This window comes from Corynebacterium glaucum, assembly GCF_030408855.1.
Classification (GTDB): Bacteria; Actinomycetota; Actinomycetes; order Mycobacteriales; family Mycobacteriaceae; genus Corynebacterium; species Corynebacterium glaucum.
The window spans coordinates 2,135,213-2,152,184 of the sequence record NZ_CP047358.1; the positions used below are offsets into that span (position 1 = coordinate 2,135,213).

Here is a 16,972-nt window from a genome sequence, read left to right on the forward strand (position 1 = left end):
CGCTACTTCCAGCGACCGCGGTAGCTCATCCCGCCCGGCAGGTTCACCCAGACCCCGCCGCGCGAGTTGAAGGTCACCGGCCCGACCTTGGTGGACACTGACGCGCCGGTGCCGGTCTGGTTGATCCAGACGTTTTTCCCTACCTTGTGCTTTTTGCGGTACTGCAGACCCATGGCCGTAGAGATTACCCGACCTAGGCCGGCTCGACCGGACCGCGGCCCTCGCCGTCGGTGTCGTCATCGTCGAACTCGTCACGCTCGTCCGGGAACTCGGACGCGGTGGACGGAGCTTCCTCCAGCGACGGGTCGATCTCGCGGATCTCTTCCTCGACCTCCTCGTCGTCGAAGGTGTCAGCCGGCAGCGGGCGCGGGCGCGGTGTGAAGGTGAACTTCGCACCCTCTGCCGCGGTACCGCGTGCTTCGCGAGCCGCCTCGACATCGCCGTCCCAACCCTCGACGTCGACGGTGATGATCTCGCCAGCACCGATCTCGCCGTAGAGGATCTTCTCGGAGAGCACGTCCTCGATCTCGCGCTGGATCGTGCGGCGCAGCGGGCGCGCACCCAGCACCGCATCGAAGCCGCGGAGCGCCAGCAGGTTCTTCGCCTTGTCGGTGAGCTCGATACCCATATCCTGCGCAGCAAGGTTCTTGTCCACGCGGGAAATGAGCAGATCCACCATTTCCACGATCTCTTCCTGGGTGAGCTGGCGGAAGACCACGATCTCGTCGATACGGTTCAGGAACTCGGGGCGGAAGTGCTTCTTCAGCTCGTCGTGCACCTTGTTCTTCATGCGCTCGTACTGCGCATCGGCGTCGGTAGCGGTGCTACCAGAGAAGCCGAGGCCGACAGCCTTCGAGATGTCGCCAGTACCCAAGTTCGAGGTGAAAATCAGCACCGTGTTCTTGAAGTCCACGACACGGCCCTGGCCGTCGGTGACGTGGCCCTCTTCGAGCACCTGGAGCAGGGTGTTGTAGATCTCCTTGTGCGCCTTCTCAATCTCGTCGAAAAGCACGACGGAGAACGGCTTGCGGCGCACCTTTTCGGTGAGCTGCCCGCCTTCTTCGTAGCCGACGTATCCCGGAGGAGCACCGAAGAGACGCGACGCGGTGAAGCGGTCGTGGAACTCGCCCATATCCACCTGAATCAGCGAATCCTCGTCGCCGAACAGGAACTCAGCGAGTGCCTTGGACAGCTCCGTCTTACCCACACCGGACGGGCCGGCGAAGATGAACGAACCGCTCGGGCGCTTCGGATCCTTCAGGCCCGCACGGGTGCGGCGGATCGAGCGGGACACAGCCTTGACAGCCTCGTCCTGGCCGATGATGCGCTTGTGAAGCTCGTCTTCCATGTTGAGCAGGCGCGAAGACTCCGACTCGGTGAGCTTGAACACCGGGATACCGGTCCAGTGCGCGAGCACGTCAGCGATCTGGTCCTCGCCGACCTCGGCGATTTCCTCGAGATCATCGGAGCGCCACTTCTTTTCCTTCTCCGCGCGTTCTTCGCCGAGCTTGCGTTCGGTGTCGCGAAGACCAGCGGCCTTCTCGAAGTCCTGCGCGTCGATCGCAGCTTCCTTCTCCTTGCGGACCTCGGAGATGCGGTCATCCACCTCGCGCAGCTCTTCCGGAGCGGTCATGCGCTTGATGCGCATGCGGGCACCGGCCTCATCGAGGAGATCGACGGCCTTGTCCGGCAGGAATCGATCGTTGATGTAGCGATCCGAGAGGTTCGCTGCAGCCGAGAGAGCATCGTCGGTGTAGGACACACGGTGGTGTGCCTCGTAGCGGTCGCGGAGACCCTTGAGGATCGTGATGGTGTCCTCGACGGACGGCTCGTCGACCTGCACAGGCTGGAAGCGACGCTCAAGCGCGGCATCCTTTTCGATGTGCTTGCGGTACTCGTCGAGTGTCGTCGCACCGATGGTCTGGAGTTCGCCACGAGCAAGCTTCGGCTTGAGCAGCGACGCCGCGTCGATGGCGCCTTCTGCCGCACCGGCACCAACGAGCGTGTGGATCTCATCAATGAAGAGGATGATGTCACCGCGCTGGTTAATCTCCTTGAGCACCTTCTTGAGACGCTCTTCAAAGTCACCGCGGTAGCGCGATCCGGCCACCAGCGAGCCGAGGTCGAGCGAGTAAACCTGCTTGTCCTTCAGGGTCTCCGGAACCTTGCCGTTAGCGATGTCCAGAGCAAGCCCCTCGACGACGGCAGTCTTACCCACACCAGGCTCACCAATTAGCACCGGGTTGTTCTTGGTACGGCGGGAGAGCACCTGCATGATGCGCTCGATTTCCCTATCGCGACCGACAACCGGGTCGAGCTTGCCCTCCTTGGCGGCTGCAGTGAGGTTGCGACCAAACTGATCGAGTACCAGCGAGTTGGAGCGCTCCCCCTGGCTGCTGCCGCCACCGCGCGGCCCCGGTCCAGCAGACGCGCCGGCCGGCTGCTGGGGCGCCTCGGGGTTCTGCCCCTCGCCACCTTCGTAACCGGAGAGCAGCTGGATAACCTGCTGACGCACACGCGGCAGGTCAGCGCCGAGCTTGATCAGCACCTGTGCCGCAACGCCTTCGCCCTCGCGGATGAGGCCGAGAAGCAAGAATTCGGTGCCAATGTACTTGTGGCCCATCTGCAGACCCTCGCGGAGGGAGAGCTCAAGAACCTTCTTAGCGCGCGGGGTAAACGGAATATGCCCGGTGACCGGCTGCGTGCCGTGGCCGATAATGTCGATGACCTCTCGACGGACATCTTCTAGGTTGATGCCCATCGACTCGAGAGCCTTGGCGGCTACACCCTCGCCCTCTTTGATCAAGCCAAGGAGGATGTGCTCGGTGCCCATGTAATTGTGGTTCAGCGCGCGAGCTTCTTCTTGGGCGAGCACGATGACGCGACGGGCCCTATCGGTAAACCTCTCAAACATGAAGTTGACCCCTTCCTAAAACGCTATCCGCATATAGATGACACTCACCATAACGCTCGGGACCCACACGACATCCATCATCAAGCTCTCCGGAGGGAGCAGCGCGGCAAAACGGCCAGTTCAGAGGGGAAGTTCGCCGTTAGCGAACGGGATTGCGGAACCGCTCGCCGGCCCAGTCCAGACATGAAAAAACCACCCGGATTAAACCGGGTGGTTAGTTCGTGCTATCCGCTTAGCGGTAACTGCCTTAGAACTTCGGCAGGAACTGCTGGATGTGCGGGAAAGCAACTGCGACGATGCCGCCGAGAGCCGCGAGGACACCGATGACGATCGCAGCGATGGTGGCACCGCTCAGGTCGCCCTTGTTGGACGGGGTCTTGGTCTTGTCGCCCGGCTTGGTGGTATCGCCCGGCTCCTTGGTGTCCTTGGCATCCTGCATGCCGTTGATGGCCTCGATCAGACGATCGATGTCGGAGCCGCGCTCCTTCTCAGCAGTGTTGTCTGCGCCAGCGATGGTCGGAGCGTCGTTGCGGTACTTCTTATCCAGAAGGCGAACGCGCTGAACCGGGTTCTCCCATGCCAGACCGTCGCGGTCGGACTTGGCGTAGAACTCGAGGGAGCGAGCCTCGCCCTTCGGGTTAGCGTTGTCGAAGAGGACCTTGCGGTACTCCTCGCGCAGGGTGGACTGCTCGTTGCCGAGGATGGTGTCGTTCTCGTACAGGTCCAGCCAGCGAACGACAAGGCCGTAGTAAGCCTGGATGGTGCGCGCCTTGCGGACGTTGGACTGAGCAACCGCGTAAGCTTCCTTGATGTCAACGATGTTGCGGTTGGTAGCTTCGTTGGTGAGGCGGATTGCCTCCTTGTACAGCGCGTTGCGGTTGTCGAAACCAGTCAGGTAGGTGTTGAGCTGGTTGGAGATAGCGGTGGTTGCGTTCAGCTCGTCGACAAGCTCCTTGTCGGTCTTGCCGTAGTTCTCCTTGATGGCGTTGTCGAGGACCTCTGCCAGCTCGATGACCTTCGGTGCAACCAGGGTGACCTGCTCGTAGTAGTCATCGTCGCCCGGCTTTGCGGTGAGGGTCCAGACCTCGTTCACAGCCTCGCGAACCGGCTCCGGGGTTGCCGGGTTCTTAGCCAGCTCGACGAGCGTTGCCTTCTCCGAATCGGAGATGGTGACAGCGTCTGCGTACTTGGCCCAAGCAGCCTCGGCAGCTGCGGTCTGAGCCTCGACATCCTTCAGGGTTGCGTTGATGTCGTTGAGGGTAGCAACCGCGTTGGTAAGGAGCTTGGTTGCCTCAGCCTCGTGAGCCTCAGCCTTAGCCTGAGCCTCAGCCTCGATCGGCTGATCCTGGTACTGGGAGTAGTCAGCGGTCTTGTGAGCGTCGATCGCCGCCTTGTCGTCGTTTGCAGCCTTCTTGAGTGCGTCAGCAGCCTTGACCTGGCCAACCGGTGCAATGTTCTGCAGGTTGTCGCCGTTACCAGCCTTGGAGCCGTCAGCAACGTGCTGGCCGTTGTCGGTCTGGTGGGTGGTGCCGTCCTCAGCGTAAGCCGGGACGGTCAGGCCGGACACGCCGGTTGCAACTGCGATTGCACCTGCGAGAGCTGCGGTGCGAACACGGTTCTTGAACATGTGTGAGTACTCCTAGAGAGTAGAAGGTGTATCTGACCCAGACGGGTTGTCTCGGCCGAAAGTTATCCGGAACAACGGGACTTGGAGATTGATTTCCTCTTAAGTCCTCAATCACCCTATCGGCTCCGTCGCTGGAAACATTACGGGCGCTTCCAAGCAACTGCAAGCTAATTCAAATCAGGTCACAAAAGATTAACGATCCGTTTACCCGCACGGCGCGCGGACATAGCGTTTAGCTGGGATTTTGAGTAAATAGTTAATTCAGAACTCGAATTAACAACTTTCACTATAACCCCCTAAAGCTAACCCCCAAAATGGGGTACGAAAGGCTCTGAGCTGGGCGTTTTCCGTTACTGAGAGAAAAGACAACCGCAAATTGGAGCGTTTGCGGCGTGTCATTCCGTTAACCTGAGAGTCTTTTTGTAGGGAAGGTCTAGCTCACCAAATCGCGGATAATCGGATCCGCTAGTTCAAGAGCAGCTTCGCGTGCCTGAGACGCAGTTGGGGCCTTGATTGCCAGGTCAGCCATGTTCCGACAAGTCTCTAGATCGTGCAGGCGCAGTGCCGCCCTGACCGCGCTGACCTTAGCCGGGGCCATCGAGAGTGAACTCACGCCCAGCCCAGCCAGGACCAAAGCTACGAGAGGGTCACCGCCAGCTTCACCGCAAACGCCAATCGGCTTTCCGTTGTGCTCCCCTCCCTGAGCCGTGGCTTGAATCATACGAAGCACGGCCGGCTGCCAGGGAGAGAGCAACCCGGCAAGCTCTCCCTGCATGCGGTCAGCCGCCATCGTGTACTGGGAAAGATCGTTGGTGCCAATGGAGGCAAAGTCGGCAACGGTGAGGATTTGCTCGGAAAGGATTGCCGCCGCAGGTGTCTCCACCATGACACCGATCTGCGGAAGCCCATAAGAACGGGCGCGCTCCGCGAACCACTCGGTTTCTTCGATCGTGGAGACCATCGGAGCCATGACCCACAGGTCAGCTCCTTCAACCGCCTGGTGCGCTGCGGCTAGAGCTTCCAGCTGCTGGTCAATGAGGTCGACACGCTCCATCGAAAGCCGCAAACCGCGGCGACCCAGCGCAGGATTCTCCTCCGGGCCGAGGTCGGCGAACGAAAGAGGCTTGTCGGCGCCAGCATCGAGCGTGCGAACCACAACGCGGCGCTGTCCGAATGCTTGCAGCACCTTTATATAGGTCTCGGTTTGTTCTTCCACACTTGGCGCAGCATCGCGGTCAAGAAAGAGGAACTCAGTACGGAACAGGCCTGAGCCCTCGAGGTCGAACTTTGCAGCCTTTCGCGCGTCCTCCGCGGTACCAATGTTCGCGAGCAGCTTCACCTTGTGACCGTCGCGGGTTGCCCCCTCACCCGCAGAATCAGCAAGCAACTCGGCGCGTCGACGCGAACGCGCCTCGAGCTCGCTGACATCGGCGGCATCCGGCGCAACGATGACCTTGCCCGTACCACCGTCGAGCGCCACCTGCGGCTGGTTCACTACCGCCTCGGCAATGCCCTTGACCTGAACGGCAGCGGGAATGCCCAGCTGGGCAGCGAGGATCGCGGTGTGCGAGGTCGCGCCACCCGCCTCAGTGATAATGCCTAAAACGCTTTCCGGATCAAGGGTCGCTGTCTCCGCAGGCGCGAGGTCCTCAGCGATAAGAATTGATGGTTCGGTGAGATCAGGAATGCCCGGCTCAGGAAGATTACGGACTCGAGCAGTGGCGCGATCACGAATGTCATAAAGGTCAGTCACGCGCTCGGCCATGTAACCGCCGAGCTTGCGCAACTTCGCCGCGTAAGTTTCCACGGCATCGTGGATCGCCTTCGTGACGCCACTTCCCTTCTTCAGCTCCTTGTCAATGCCCTTGATCAGGCCCTTGTCGGTAGCCAGGGTCGCAGTTGCCTCGAGCACCGCTTTCGAAGTTTCGGAATTCGCATGTTCAGCGCGTGAGCGAAGCGATGCCGCAACCCCCTCGAGAGCCTCGCGGACGCGCACCCCGTCCGATTCGGGATCTACGGATGCCGGCTCGTGTTGATCGATACCCACCGCCGGTGTGACGAGGGCAATCGGCCCGGAAGCGGTACCTGCGGAAACGCCGATGCCTTTAAGTTCAGTGCGCGCGGTGGACTCGGACATGGTGATGCTCAGTTCCTTTCGGTCGCCTGTGCCGCATCTGCGCGGCACCATTTAGGTGCCACGATACGCGCGCATCACCGGTAGCGCGGCGGGTCTTGGATCCGAGTTAGACCATACGGATGCCGTCCTGATCCCTGTCATATCCGTCCGAGCCTTTGAGCACCATTACGAACTCTGTCAGCGACCAAATAATAAGGCCCGCGAGGACGAAAATGCCGATGAAAATAAAGTAGCCGAGCACTCCGAGGACGAAGAGCCCAAGCTTGGTGAAGCCGCGCTTCTTTTGGCCGAGATAGAAGTTGCCCACTCCGAGAATGCCGAAGAAAAAGAACAGCAGAGCCGCGACGCGCTTACTCTTCGGGGCGGTTTGGGCCTGGGGCAGGAGGGCTGCGGAGTAGTGCGCGGCTGGTTGGCCGTAGTGGGGCTGCGGGTGAGGATTCGTGTGGATCGGGCGGTTGTTCTCAGGGGTGCCCGGCCATGGGGTGCTCATGCGAGCTCCTTTCGACGTCGCGAAATGTCTGGATGCTAGCACCCAGCCTGAAGGGGCGTTTAGCAGATAGGCAGCTTTAGACGCAGGTCCTTCGCGTCCTCACCGTTGACAAGCAACGAGTACGTGCCCAAGTCGCCCTGGGGCGCGATGAAGTATGCAGCTGGGTTTTGCCCCTCGAGCTCTACCGTCTCGATGGTGCAGCTGTCGTTGCCGTAGCGCTCTGTCTTTCCTGCAGGAATCGAGGCGTCGCGTTCCTCGACGGAGTCGAACAGGAAGACGCTCACGCCGTTATCTGGACCTGCGCAGCGGATCTTTGCGGATTCGTCCCCTTCGGTGGTGTGGGACCGGCACGTCATTCCCATGAACCCCGCGCCGCCGTCAGCGTCGGAAATGAGCTTGGGGAAGGCCTCCGCAAGCTCAGCATTCTGGCCGGTCCACTCTTCGGTGGTCCCTCGCTGCGCGAGCCACCAGGTCAGCAGACCCGCAATCAAGAGAAGGGCAACAGCACCAATGATCCACGGCAGCGGGTTGCGTCGCTTATCGACGGCGGCTGTAGCGCCCACAGTGGTGACCTGCCGAGACTCTGCCGCGGTGGGCACCCCAACGGCGGGGCGTGCGCGGGCGAACTCCTGGGTGGGGTACGAGTCATATCCGCGTCGCGCATTCGACGAATCGGTGGCGGCACCAAAAGCAGTCACCGGTTGCTGCCTGGGCGCGATCTCCGTGGTTGCCAGTTGGCGGAGTGCATCGACGGTGATCTCTGGCGCGTAGGAGTCATCCAACCTGCGGTCGTAGATCGCCCGGCGGTCCGGATCGCCAAGCACGCGCTGCGCCACCCGGAGCTCGTCGAGGCCACCAGGGTTGTTAATCAGCCCGGCACTGATGCGCTGCTCAATCTCGTATTCGATCGACTCCGCAGACTGGGAACGATCCAGACCGAGGGAGGAATAGAGGTTGTAATGCGGCATGGGGGCAGGTCCTTTTGAAATGGAGGCGAAACGCAGACGTGAAAATTATGCCAAAGCGATACTGCAATCGCTGGTCAATAGGGGCGTTAGTGAAGGGCACTGTCCTGGAACCGTGAAGTGCACCGGCAGGCTACTCGGGTGCTGCATGAGCACCTGCTGCGCTATCTGAAACTGAGTTTCCTCCCGGTTGCCGTAGTTCACGATCGACTCCAGGATGAGGATGTTGCGGCCGTCGCAAGCTGGGTAAGAAGCGTCTTCGTACGCTTCCCACTGCTTTGTGCCGGTGGTGAGCTGGGTAGCGCCCATCTTCTCCAGCTTCTCGCGAGTATGACACTCGGTAGTAAGCGCCCCGTCTGGATCCCATCGCGCTCCAGCGGTTCCCAATCACTCCCGTTCCAGTAATTCTCGCTTACCTACGAATTGGGCTTCCCGATCCGAGCGAAGTTGACGCCTTTGTTGCCGCCGGCGAACCAGCGGCCTACTTCGAAGCGCGGAGGATGGGTGCGCCGGTGGCAACAGCGCCGTCCGGGTTCGGTTCTGCTACATCATCCACCGAGCCGAGCTTCTTCGTGTTCACCACAGTGGTGATCACGGTCGGGTTGGTGTTGGAGTCGACGATGCTGGCGAAGTCGACGTCGGCAAGCGGTGTGCCCGCCTCGATCTCCTGCTTGCGCTCCACGCGCGGGGTGAAGCCAGCGCCTTCGAGGGCGACGGTGTCGATGCCGATGTGCACGAGAATCTCCACGCCGTCGGCGGTCTTCATGCCGTAGGCGTGGCCTGTCTTCGCGACGGAGATGACCTTGCCGGTCACCGGAGCGACCACTTGCGTGGTCTGGGTTCCGGGTGCGGGAAGCACGCCGACGGCCTTGCCGAGGGCACCCGAGGCGAACGCCGCGTCTTCGATCGCTTCCTGGGCGACAACCTCACCGGCGATGGGAGCGAGGATGTCGACGACCACGGGTGTGGCGTCGGCAGTCGCGGCTGTGGGGGCAGAGGTGATCGGCTCGTCGCCGGGCTCCAGGGCGGTGACCTCGGCGGCGGCGTCGGAGTCGTCGTCAAGCGAAGCCCGAGCTGCGGCGGCGCGCGCGAGAGCTTCCTCCTTCTCCTCGGGGGTGCGGTAGTCCGTGATGAAGATGACGGCGAAGGCGGTGAAGAAGGCGACCGTGATGGCGATGATGTACACCCACGCCGGGTCGAAGACCGGGATGGTGAACAGCGAGGTGAACACGAAAGCGTTCGTCTTCACGCCGCCGTACGGGGTGCCAAGGATGGCGATGGTAAGGCCGCCGGTAAAGCAGCCGACCAGCATGCGCGGGTAGATGCGCTTGTAACGCAGGTGGATGCCGTAGAGCGAAGGCTCGCTGATGCCGCCGAGGAGGCCGGCCGCGAGCGCCGAGCCTGAGGTCTGGCGCATGATCGGGTCCCGGTCTCGGAGCGAGATGGCGAGTACGGCGGCGGTGGCTCCGAAGCAGGCGAAGTTCCAGGCACCCATCGGGCCCTGGATGAAGTCGTATCCGAGGGTGTTGATGTTCACCAGCATCAGTGCGTTCAGGGGCCAGTGCAGACCAAGTGGCACTAGGAACGGGTAAAGCATCGGTATCAGGATGGCGAAGACGAACGGGGCATTGCCGTTCAGCCACGCGAGACCGCCGCCGATCCAGGCGCCGAGGGCGTAGCCCAGCGGGCCGATGAGGAACGCGGTGAACGGGATCATGACCAGCAGGGTGAGGAACGGCACGAAAACCATGTGGACCGCGCTCGGGATGATCTTTTGCAGCCCCTTGTACACCGCGGCGGCGACGGCAGCCATGATCAGCGGCACGAAGACGTTGCCGCCGTACGGCGGCAGGTACATGGGCAGCCCCATCACCTGAACGGAGGCGACCTCCGAGCCCAGAATCGGGTTGTTGGTCACGGTCGCTTCCGGGTGGGTTGCGAGGTTGGTGAACTCCGGTGTGAAGAGCGCGAACATAATCGCGGCGGGTACCCAGCCGTCGATGTTCAGCTTCTTGCCGGCGTTGTAGGCCACCATCACCGGCAGGAAGTAGAAGACGGAGCGCCACATGGCGTCTACGAACTGCCAGGTTGGGGTCTTAACTGTGGCCTGGAAGTCGACGAGCTTGAAGGCGTCCATAACCGCTGCGAACGCGATGATGAGCGAGGCACCGAGAAGGACCCCCAGGATCGGGCGGAACGAGTCGGAGAGGTACTCGAAGAATGCGTCGATCCACGGGACCTTGCCCTTGGCCTTGGCGCGCTGCTCCGCCTTGACGTCTTCGTTCGACTTCGTGCCGCGGTCTTGGAACTCGGGGAGGTTCTGGATCGCGTTGTAAACGGTCGCAACATCCCCGCCCACGATCACCTGGTAGTGCGCACCGCCTTGTGGCACCGCTCCCATGACCTTCGGGTTGGCTTCGAGCCGGTCTTTGTCGGCGAGGGATGCATCGTTGAGTTCAAAACGAAGACGGGTGGCGCAGTGGGTAAGAGATTTGACGTTGCCGGCGCCGCCGACACCGTCGATGATGTCCGCGGCCTGCGAGTTCAGGTCCGCTTTAGTTGTTGCCATGCGAGGTGTGCTCCTTGATCAAAGGACGAAAAGACCCGAACGCGTGGCTCACGCTGCTCGGGTCTGCATACCTCGAACCTTAGTAGCTTCTTAGCGGATTTCCGCCGCTTTAATGCATCTAGTTCGCTTCCGGCTTGACCAGCGGGAACAGCAATTCTTCCAATGGGGGGTAATGAGTTGACGGGGAGTCTCGAGTCGGTATAGTTACTGGCATTACTCCCGCCTTCCCCCCTCGTGGGGGATTGGCGGTTTTTTTATGGCGACGGGGGAGGAAGAACAATGGTCACCGGGGCGACGAGTACCGAGAGAGTTCACGTGTTCATCGATTATGAAAATGTTCGGAAAACAGCACGAAGCCGATTTCTCCCTGTATCTTCACCTGCACACTCGGGGATGGTCGATCCGGTGAAAACTGCCCAAACCCTAACTAACCGTCGAAAGAGACCGTCTGTGCTGGACAGCGTTTCCGTCTTCCGTGGGCGTCCGGTGCCACAACATCAACCCGAGGCATCTCGGTATTTCGATCTCTACGCCGCCGAGTGGAGTTTAGACAGGCGATGCCACTTAACCCAGCGGCCGCTTAAATATTATTTCCCCAGTCAAGCAGACCCCGACTACTTTGAGGCCAGCGAGAAAGGTATAGATGTCGCACTCCCTATGTCGGTCGTAGAGGTCACGCTGGCCAAACAGGTCGATGCTATCGTGATCTTTTCCAACGACACCGATCTATTTCCTGCGGTTGAATTTGCATACGACCATGGAATGCACGTCGAAGTAGCTGCCTGGGAAGGGTCGCGGGGCTTACGCTTCTCCCCCGGCTCCCAGAGGAAAATGTGGTGCCACTTTCTAAATGACAGCGATTTTCACGCTGTGCACCAAGATGGCTGGTTTTCTAGCAGTTAGCGATAGGCTCTAGTTTGCTTCCGGCTTGACCAGCGGGAACAGCACGGTTTCGCGGATGCCGAGGCCGGTCAGGGCCATCAGCAGACGGTCGACACCCATGCCGGTGCCGGCGGTCGGCGGCATCCCCTGCTCCATCGCGGCGAGGAAGTTCTCATCCAGCACCATCGCCTCATCGTCGCCGTGCGCGGCGAGGCGCGCCTGGTCCTCGAAGCGCTCGCGCTGAATCACCGGGTCGACGAGCTCGGAGTAGCCGGTGGCCAGCTCGAAGCCGCGAATGTAGAGGTCCCACTTCTCGGTAACACCGGGCTTCTCGCGGTGGTCGCGGGTCAAGGGCGAGGTCTCGACCGGGAAGTCGGTGACAAAGGTCGGCTCGTAGAGCTGGTCGGAGCAGAGGTGCTCCCAGATCTCTTCCACCAGTTTGCCGTGTAGCCAGCCTGCGTTTTCCGGCACGGGCAGGCCGATGGCCGCGGCGATTGTCTTGAGTTCTTCCACGGAAGACTCGACGGTCACCTCGGGCTGGCCCGGGAACTTACGCTGCAGAGCCTCGTTGAGCGAGGGGTACATTTCAAGGACCTTCCATTCGCCGGAGAGGTCGTACACGGTGCCGTCGGCAAGCGTGACCTGCTCTGTGCCGAACACCTCGCGGGCACAGAACTGGACGAGCCCCTTCATCATTTCGGCGCCGTCTTTGTAGGTGCCCCAAGCTTGGTAGGTCTCGAGCATGGTGAACTCCGGCGAGTGGGAGGAGTCGATGCCTTCGTTGCGGAAGTTCCGGTTGATTTCGAAGACGCGCTCAATGCCGCCGACGACGGCGCGCTTGAGATAGAGTTCGGGCGCGATGCGCAGGTAGAGGTCGATGTCGAGCGCGTTGGAGTGGGTGACGAATGGACGGGCCGCCGCACCACCGTGCAGGGTCTGGAGCATCGGGGTTTCGATCTCGACGAAGTCCAGGCCGGTGAGGTACTTGCGCACCGCGGCGATGACCTTGATACGGGTCATCGCGTTGTCGCGGGCGGCCTCGCGCATGATCAAGTCGGTGTAGCGGTGGCGGACCCGCTGCTCCTCGTTCATGTCGGCGAACGCGACCGGCAGCGGGCGCAGGGCCTTCGAGGCCATTTGCCACTCGGTGGCCTGGACGGAGAGCTCGCCGCGGCGCGAGGCGATCACGCGGCCGGTCACGGAGACAATGTCACCGAGGTCGGTGTCGGCCTTCCAGCTTGCGAGCTGCTCCTCGCCGACCTCCGCGAGAGAGACCATGACCTGCAGCTGCGTGCCGTCGCCTTCCTGCAAGGTGGCGAAGCAGAGCTTGCCGGTGTTGCGCTGGAACATGATGCGGCCCGTGACGGAGACGACATCTTGGGTTTCCTCGCCAGCTTCCAGCGTGCCGTCGTACTTCTGGCGCAGGTCGTGCAGCGAGGTAGTGCGCTTGACCTCGGCGGGGTAGGCACCGCGGCCGTCGCTGATCAGCTTCTCGCGCTTCGCGCGGCGGATCTGCTGCTGCTCCGAAAGGTCGTGCGTCTGGGAAGTCTGCTGGGCCTGCTGGTTAGTCACGCCAGCTAATGGTAGTCGGTGGGTGCGCGTTATTCGCACAGAGGCAGTTCGAGGCGCTTCGTCTCTGCGTCGGCACCGTTCACGATGAACAAGTACTCGGTGTTGTCGCGCGGGGCCATCGCGTACGCAGGCGGATCGGTGTCCGGGATCTCAAAATCGTTGATCATGCACGCTCCGCTGCCCAGCACCGTTGCATCGTCAACGCCGGGCACGACACCATTGCGCTCGCGCTCGTTGGCGTACTTGATCACGGTCACACCGAGGTTTTCGTCGGCGCAGCGGATCTTTCCGTCCTGCCCAGGGTCGGTGGCCGCGGACTCGCAGGTCAAGCCCTGCCAGCCATACTGCCCAGACTTCTTTGCGACGATCTGCGGGTAGGCCTCATGGATCTGGGCCTCGGCCTCGTTCCACTCCTGGCCGCGGTTGGTGAACCACCACGCGCCGATGAGAGCCACAAGTGCGAGCGCGAGAGCACCAATGATCCACGGCCACGGGTTGCGGGCCGTTGTCGTTTGCGTGGCGACGGGCGCGACCTGGCTGGCCTGGTACGGATCCGCCTCGCGGCGGTAGACCTCGCCCGGGCCCGGCGCGACACCCGAGCCGGCGATCGCGCGCAGGTAGCCCACCGCGGTGGCGTGGCGGGCGGCGGCCCCCTCGTCGACCGGCTTACCGGTGACCTCGGCAATGACCCTCCAGAAGTCGTGCAGGATGTCTTCCGCGGAGGAGTGCTCGGTGGTCGGCCCAACCAGACCGAGCTTCACCGGGGCTTTCGCAAACGCGTGCTGCACCAGCATCTGCTCAGTGTTCACGGAACGTGCGAGGAAGTTCGAGTGGCCGGCGGCGATGTAGGCGTCGATGGCTGCGGCCGCGCTTTCCAGCAGCTCACCCGCCCACGCGTCCGAGACTGTCTCCCCCGCCTCGCGCTTTTCGGCGATGAGCCCAGACAGAGGGGTGCCGGTGGGTGCGTCGCGGAGGATGAACGGGCGGCCGTCGTCAAGCTTTCCTGCGAGTCGCGGGCGGAACACCCCTGGGTGGGCGACGTCGTTGAGCTGGGAGTTGAGCACGTCGGTGTCGGCTGCGGCGCTGAACGGGGCGTCGAAAAGCTCGATCTGCACCCCGACCCCCTCGTCGGTTTTGCCTTCGAAAAGGGTGGACGCGGCGGTGCGGCCGGTCTGGCGCGCCCCGTCGCCGACTAAGGCGATGCCGTAGCGTTCGTTGAGGACACCGGTGATAACGGGCTCAGACATGGGTGCGAGTGTAGCGCAGCAGCTTAGGAGTTCTCGGGTGAAGCTTCGATGTGTTTGAAGCCGACACCCAGCGGTAGCCCGACGTTATCGATCAGGTGGACCCCGCCGAGATCGACCGCTGCGAGCAGGCGCGCGTCACCGGTTTCCGGGGCGGGGCGGAAGGCTAGATCGCGCAGCGCGAGGTACGCGGGTGTCAAGCCGGCGGCTTCGAGGACGCCCCGGGCGGTATCGAGGACGACCTTTTCGCCGTGCTCCGCGGCGTGGGCCCCCGCGGTAAGCGCGGCGGAAAGTGCAAGGGCTGCGTCGCGCTGGGCTTCGGGAACGTCAGCGTTGCGCAACGAGATCGCGATGCCGTCCGGCATGCGCACCGTGGGCACCGAGTGGAGTTTGACCTCCATGCGCAGGCTAGTTACTGCAAGCTGGGTTGCGACGAGGAGCTCGAAGTCCTTCTCCCCCATCACCAGGTCCGTGGCGTGGGTGAGGTTGGCAGCAGCGATAATGCGGGCGGTGTCGTGAGCGATGGAGTCAGCGTCTTCGAGGTGGTCAAGACCGGTGTGAATGCGGGCGGTGGTGGCGAGCTCGCCGTGGAAGACGACATCGACGCCTTCGCGGGCGAAGTCTTCGGGCACCGGTTCGCCGGGTGTGCCCTGGTAGATGACGAAGACGTAGGCGCCGAGCAGCGATCTCGCGGCGCGGATGAGGGAGATGTGGCCAGCGTGGATGCCAGTCGTCAACGGCACGACCACGATCGACTTGCCCACCTTGCGAAACGCGCGGCCGTACTGCGCCAGGTGCGCCTCATCGGTCACAACCACAGCTTGGCCGGGTTCAAATGCCATCTCGGACTAGCTCCCTTCGTATTTGGAAAACGCCCACAGCTCCACATCGGTGGAGCGGGTCTGCTCCGCTTGACGACGCTGCACGTCGACGAACAGTCGACGGATTCCCGGATCCTCGATCGCGCCAAAGAGCCAGTCCAGCTCCTGCGGCGTCATCGTCGTTTCCGCCGACCCGGATTGCGCAGAGAAGAACTCGGCCTGCATGGCATCGACGTCCGGGAGTGCGGACCTAATCAGATCGTACGCGTCGAAGCGCAGTGTGCTTTCGAGTGCGCGCAGCCGCTGGGCAGCGCCGAGGAGGCCGCGGTCGGCATCGTTGACGGGTACGCTTGTGCCGCCGATCTCGGAGACGAGCAAACCGATGACGGTCTCGCCCAGCTCGTCGGCGGCCGAGGTAACCCACACATCCGCGAAGAGGTTGTGCGCGCACATGACGATGGCGTGGGCGGTTTCGACATCGTCAAGCAACTGCGGCCCGTGTGTGAGCGCGGTGTGCAGGAACATCTGTTGCGGGCGTGCGAAAGGGCTGAGGCGCTCGGCAGCCCACTCGACACCGTCCGTAACGCCGTCGAGCAGGACGAGGTCGACCTGCTGGATGGCGCCCGGGTCCTCGACCGGATCGATCGGGTAAACGGAGTGGCCGGCTTGCTCGAGTTTCAGCGCGAGCGGTGTCTCCCCAAACACCGCCCCTACGACGAGGCGTGGTGGCACAGGCTTAAGCGCCTTCGTTCTGGCGTCGCGCGAGGAGGTCAGCGACCGAGAGCGCACTTGCACCCTGCTCGTCGCGGCGGCGGCGACCACCACCGCGGTGCCGGCCAGTGGAATCCTCGGCGGGTTGTGCCTCCGGCACCTGCTCAGGCTCCGGCGCTTCCTCGACGACCGGTTCAGGCTGGGGTTCAGGCTGGGGTTCAGGCTGGGGCTCGGGCTGGGGTTCGGGCGCGGGCTCCGAAGCTACCGGCGTCGGCTCTACCACCTGTGCTGGCTCCTCGCTCGCCTCCGCCTGGTTCGCCTCCGCCTGGTTCGCGCGCTCGTTGATGATCTCGGACAGCGGGTTCGGCTGCTCACGCGCGGGCTGCTGGCCCAGGCGGCCTGCAATCGCGTCGGCTGACGGCGCACCCGCCGGGCGATCACGGCGCATGCTGACCGGCTCGCGCACAATGTCAATCTCCATGGTGTCTTCACTCGACTGCCACGGACGCGGTGGCTGGGTCGGCTCCGGGAACACCGGCGCCCCCGGCTCGCGGTTCAACCCGATCTCCTGAATGCGTCGCGCGCGCGCCTGCACAGCCGCCGGCTCGTACTCAAACACCGCGCCGCGCATCTCTTCAAGCTGGCTGCGCAGGGACTTGATCTCCTCCTGCAGCTCGCGCAGCACCTGAAGGTCCTGTGAGTTCAACACCGGGGCCGGCTGCGGCTGCGTGGGGTGGGCACCGGCCTCGCGCGACTGCACCACGGCCTGTTCCAGCTGCGCGCGAGTGTTGGCCAGCTCGTATTCACGCTCATCAGCCGCTGTTCGGGCCGCGTCGCGGTCCCGGCGCGCACGATCGACCACGATGATGCCAGCAGCACCCGCCCACAGCGCGAAGATCAACGAGATCTTCAGCGCGTTAGCCGAGTTGGTGAACAGCATGACCACGGTGCCGATCACAGCGAAAACAAACGGGACGATCACCCAGATGTTCCCTCTGTCCTTGCTGGCTGCTCCGCGGCTTGGTTCAGTCATGGGGCCA

The 16,972-nt window shown here is 62.7% G+C and carries 14 protein-coding genes; 1 reads left to right on the forward strand and 13 read right to left on the reverse strand.

Annotated elements, in window-relative coordinates:
- Positions 1–2 precede the first annotated feature (2 nt).
- From CGLAUT_RS10425 to CGLAUT_RS10460, 8 genes are all read right to left on the reverse strand, one after another.
- Complete coding sequence (locus CGLAUT_RS10425; RefSeq protein WP_095660672.1) at positions 3–173, reverse strand: DUF4236 domain-containing protein; 171 nt, start codon at positions 171–173, stop codon at positions 3–5.
- A 20-nt stretch (positions 174–193) separates the two neighbouring features.
- Positions 194–2,914, reverse strand: a complete 2,721-nt coding sequence (locus CGLAUT_RS10430) for an ATP-dependent Clp protease ATP-binding subunit (protein ID WP_095660673.1) — start codon at positions 2,912–2,914, stop codon at positions 194–196.
- 247 nt (positions 2,915–3,161) lie between these two features.
- On the reverse strand, positions 3,162–4,541 hold the full coding sequence (locus tag CGLAUT_RS10435) for a hypothetical protein (protein WP_290185059.1): 1,380 nt from the start codon (positions 4,539–4,541) through the stop codon (positions 3,162–3,164).
- Between the two features lie 433 nt (positions 4,542–4,974).
- Complete coding sequence (gene ptsP / locus CGLAUT_RS10440; protein ID WP_290185061.1) at positions 4,975–6,678, reverse strand: phosphoenolpyruvate--protein phosphotransferase; 1,704 nt, start codon at positions 6,676–6,678, stop codon at positions 4,975–4,977.
- A 106-nt stretch (positions 6,679–6,784) separates the two neighbouring features.
- On the reverse strand, positions 6,785–7,168 hold the full coding sequence (locus tag CGLAUT_RS10445; protein WP_290185063.1) for a TM2 domain-containing protein: 384 nt from the start codon (positions 7,166–7,168) through the stop codon (positions 6,785–6,787).
- Positions 7,169–7,227: 59 nt separating this feature from the next.
- Positions 7,228–8,136 carry a hypothetical protein gene (locus CGLAUT_RS10450; protein ID WP_290185065.1) on the reverse strand — a complete coding sequence of 303 codons (909 nt, stop codon included), beginning with the start codon at positions 8,134–8,136 and terminating at the stop codon, positions 7,228–7,230.
- Positions 8,137–8,181: 45 nt separating this feature from the next.
- The gene (locus tag CGLAUT_RS10455; protein ID WP_095660678.1) at positions 8,182–8,442 is read right to left on the reverse strand and encodes a hypothetical protein; all 261 of its coding nucleotides are present in this window, start codon (positions 8,440–8,442) and stop codon (positions 8,182–8,184) included.
- A 172-nt stretch (positions 8,443–8,614) separates the two neighbouring features.
- Positions 8,615–10,702, reverse strand: coding sequence for a glucose PTS transporter subunit IIA (locus CGLAUT_RS10460; protein ID WP_290185067.1), 2,088 nt, complete (start codon positions 10,700–10,702; stop codon positions 8,615–8,617).
- A 279-nt stretch (positions 10,703–10,981) separates the two neighbouring features.
- Here CGLAUT_RS10460 and CGLAUT_RS10465 point away from each other — a divergent pair, with 279 nt between their 5' ends.
- Positions 10,982–11,605: an NYN domain-containing protein gene (locus CGLAUT_RS10465; protein WP_290185069.1), complete on the forward strand. Its 624-nt coding sequence runs from the start codon at positions 10,982–10,984 to the stop codon at positions 11,603–11,605.
- A 9-nt stretch (positions 11,606–11,614) separates the two neighbouring features.
- Here CGLAUT_RS10465 and lysS read toward each other — a convergent pair whose 3' ends face one another.
- From lysS to CGLAUT_RS10490, 5 genes are read right to left on the reverse strand one after another with little or no spacing between them, the layout of a single operon-like run.
- Positions 11,615–13,156 (reverse strand): lysine--tRNA ligase, encoded by a 1,542-nt coding sequence (lysS, locus tag CGLAUT_RS10470; RefSeq protein ID WP_290185070.1) that lies wholly within the window; start codon positions 13,154–13,156, stop codon positions 11,615–11,617.
- Positions 13,157–13,185: 29 nt separating this feature from the next.
- Complete coding sequence (locus CGLAUT_RS10475; protein WP_290185071.1) at positions 13,186–14,403, reverse strand: hypothetical protein; 1,218 nt, start codon at positions 14,401–14,403, stop codon at positions 13,186–13,188.
- A gap of 23 nt (positions 14,404–14,426) precedes the next feature.
- On the reverse strand, positions 14,427–15,242 hold the full coding sequence (locus CGLAUT_RS10480) for a pantoate--beta-alanine ligase (protein WP_290185072.1): 816 nt from the start codon (positions 15,240–15,242) through the stop codon (positions 14,427–14,429).
- 6 nt (positions 15,243–15,248) lie between these two features.
- The gene (locus CGLAUT_RS10485) at positions 15,249–15,953 is read right to left on the reverse strand and encodes a 6PGD fold domain-containing protein (protein WP_290185074.1); all 705 of its coding nucleotides are present in this window, start codon (positions 15,951–15,953) and stop codon (positions 15,249–15,251) included.
- 4 nt (positions 15,954–15,957) lie between these two features.
- Positions 15,958–16,965 carry a DUF6779 domain-containing protein gene (locus tag CGLAUT_RS10490; RefSeq protein WP_290185076.1) on the reverse strand — a complete coding sequence of 336 codons (1,008 nt, stop codon included), beginning with the start codon at positions 16,963–16,965 and terminating at the stop codon, positions 15,958–15,960.
- Positions 16,966–16,972: the final 7 nt, after the last annotated feature.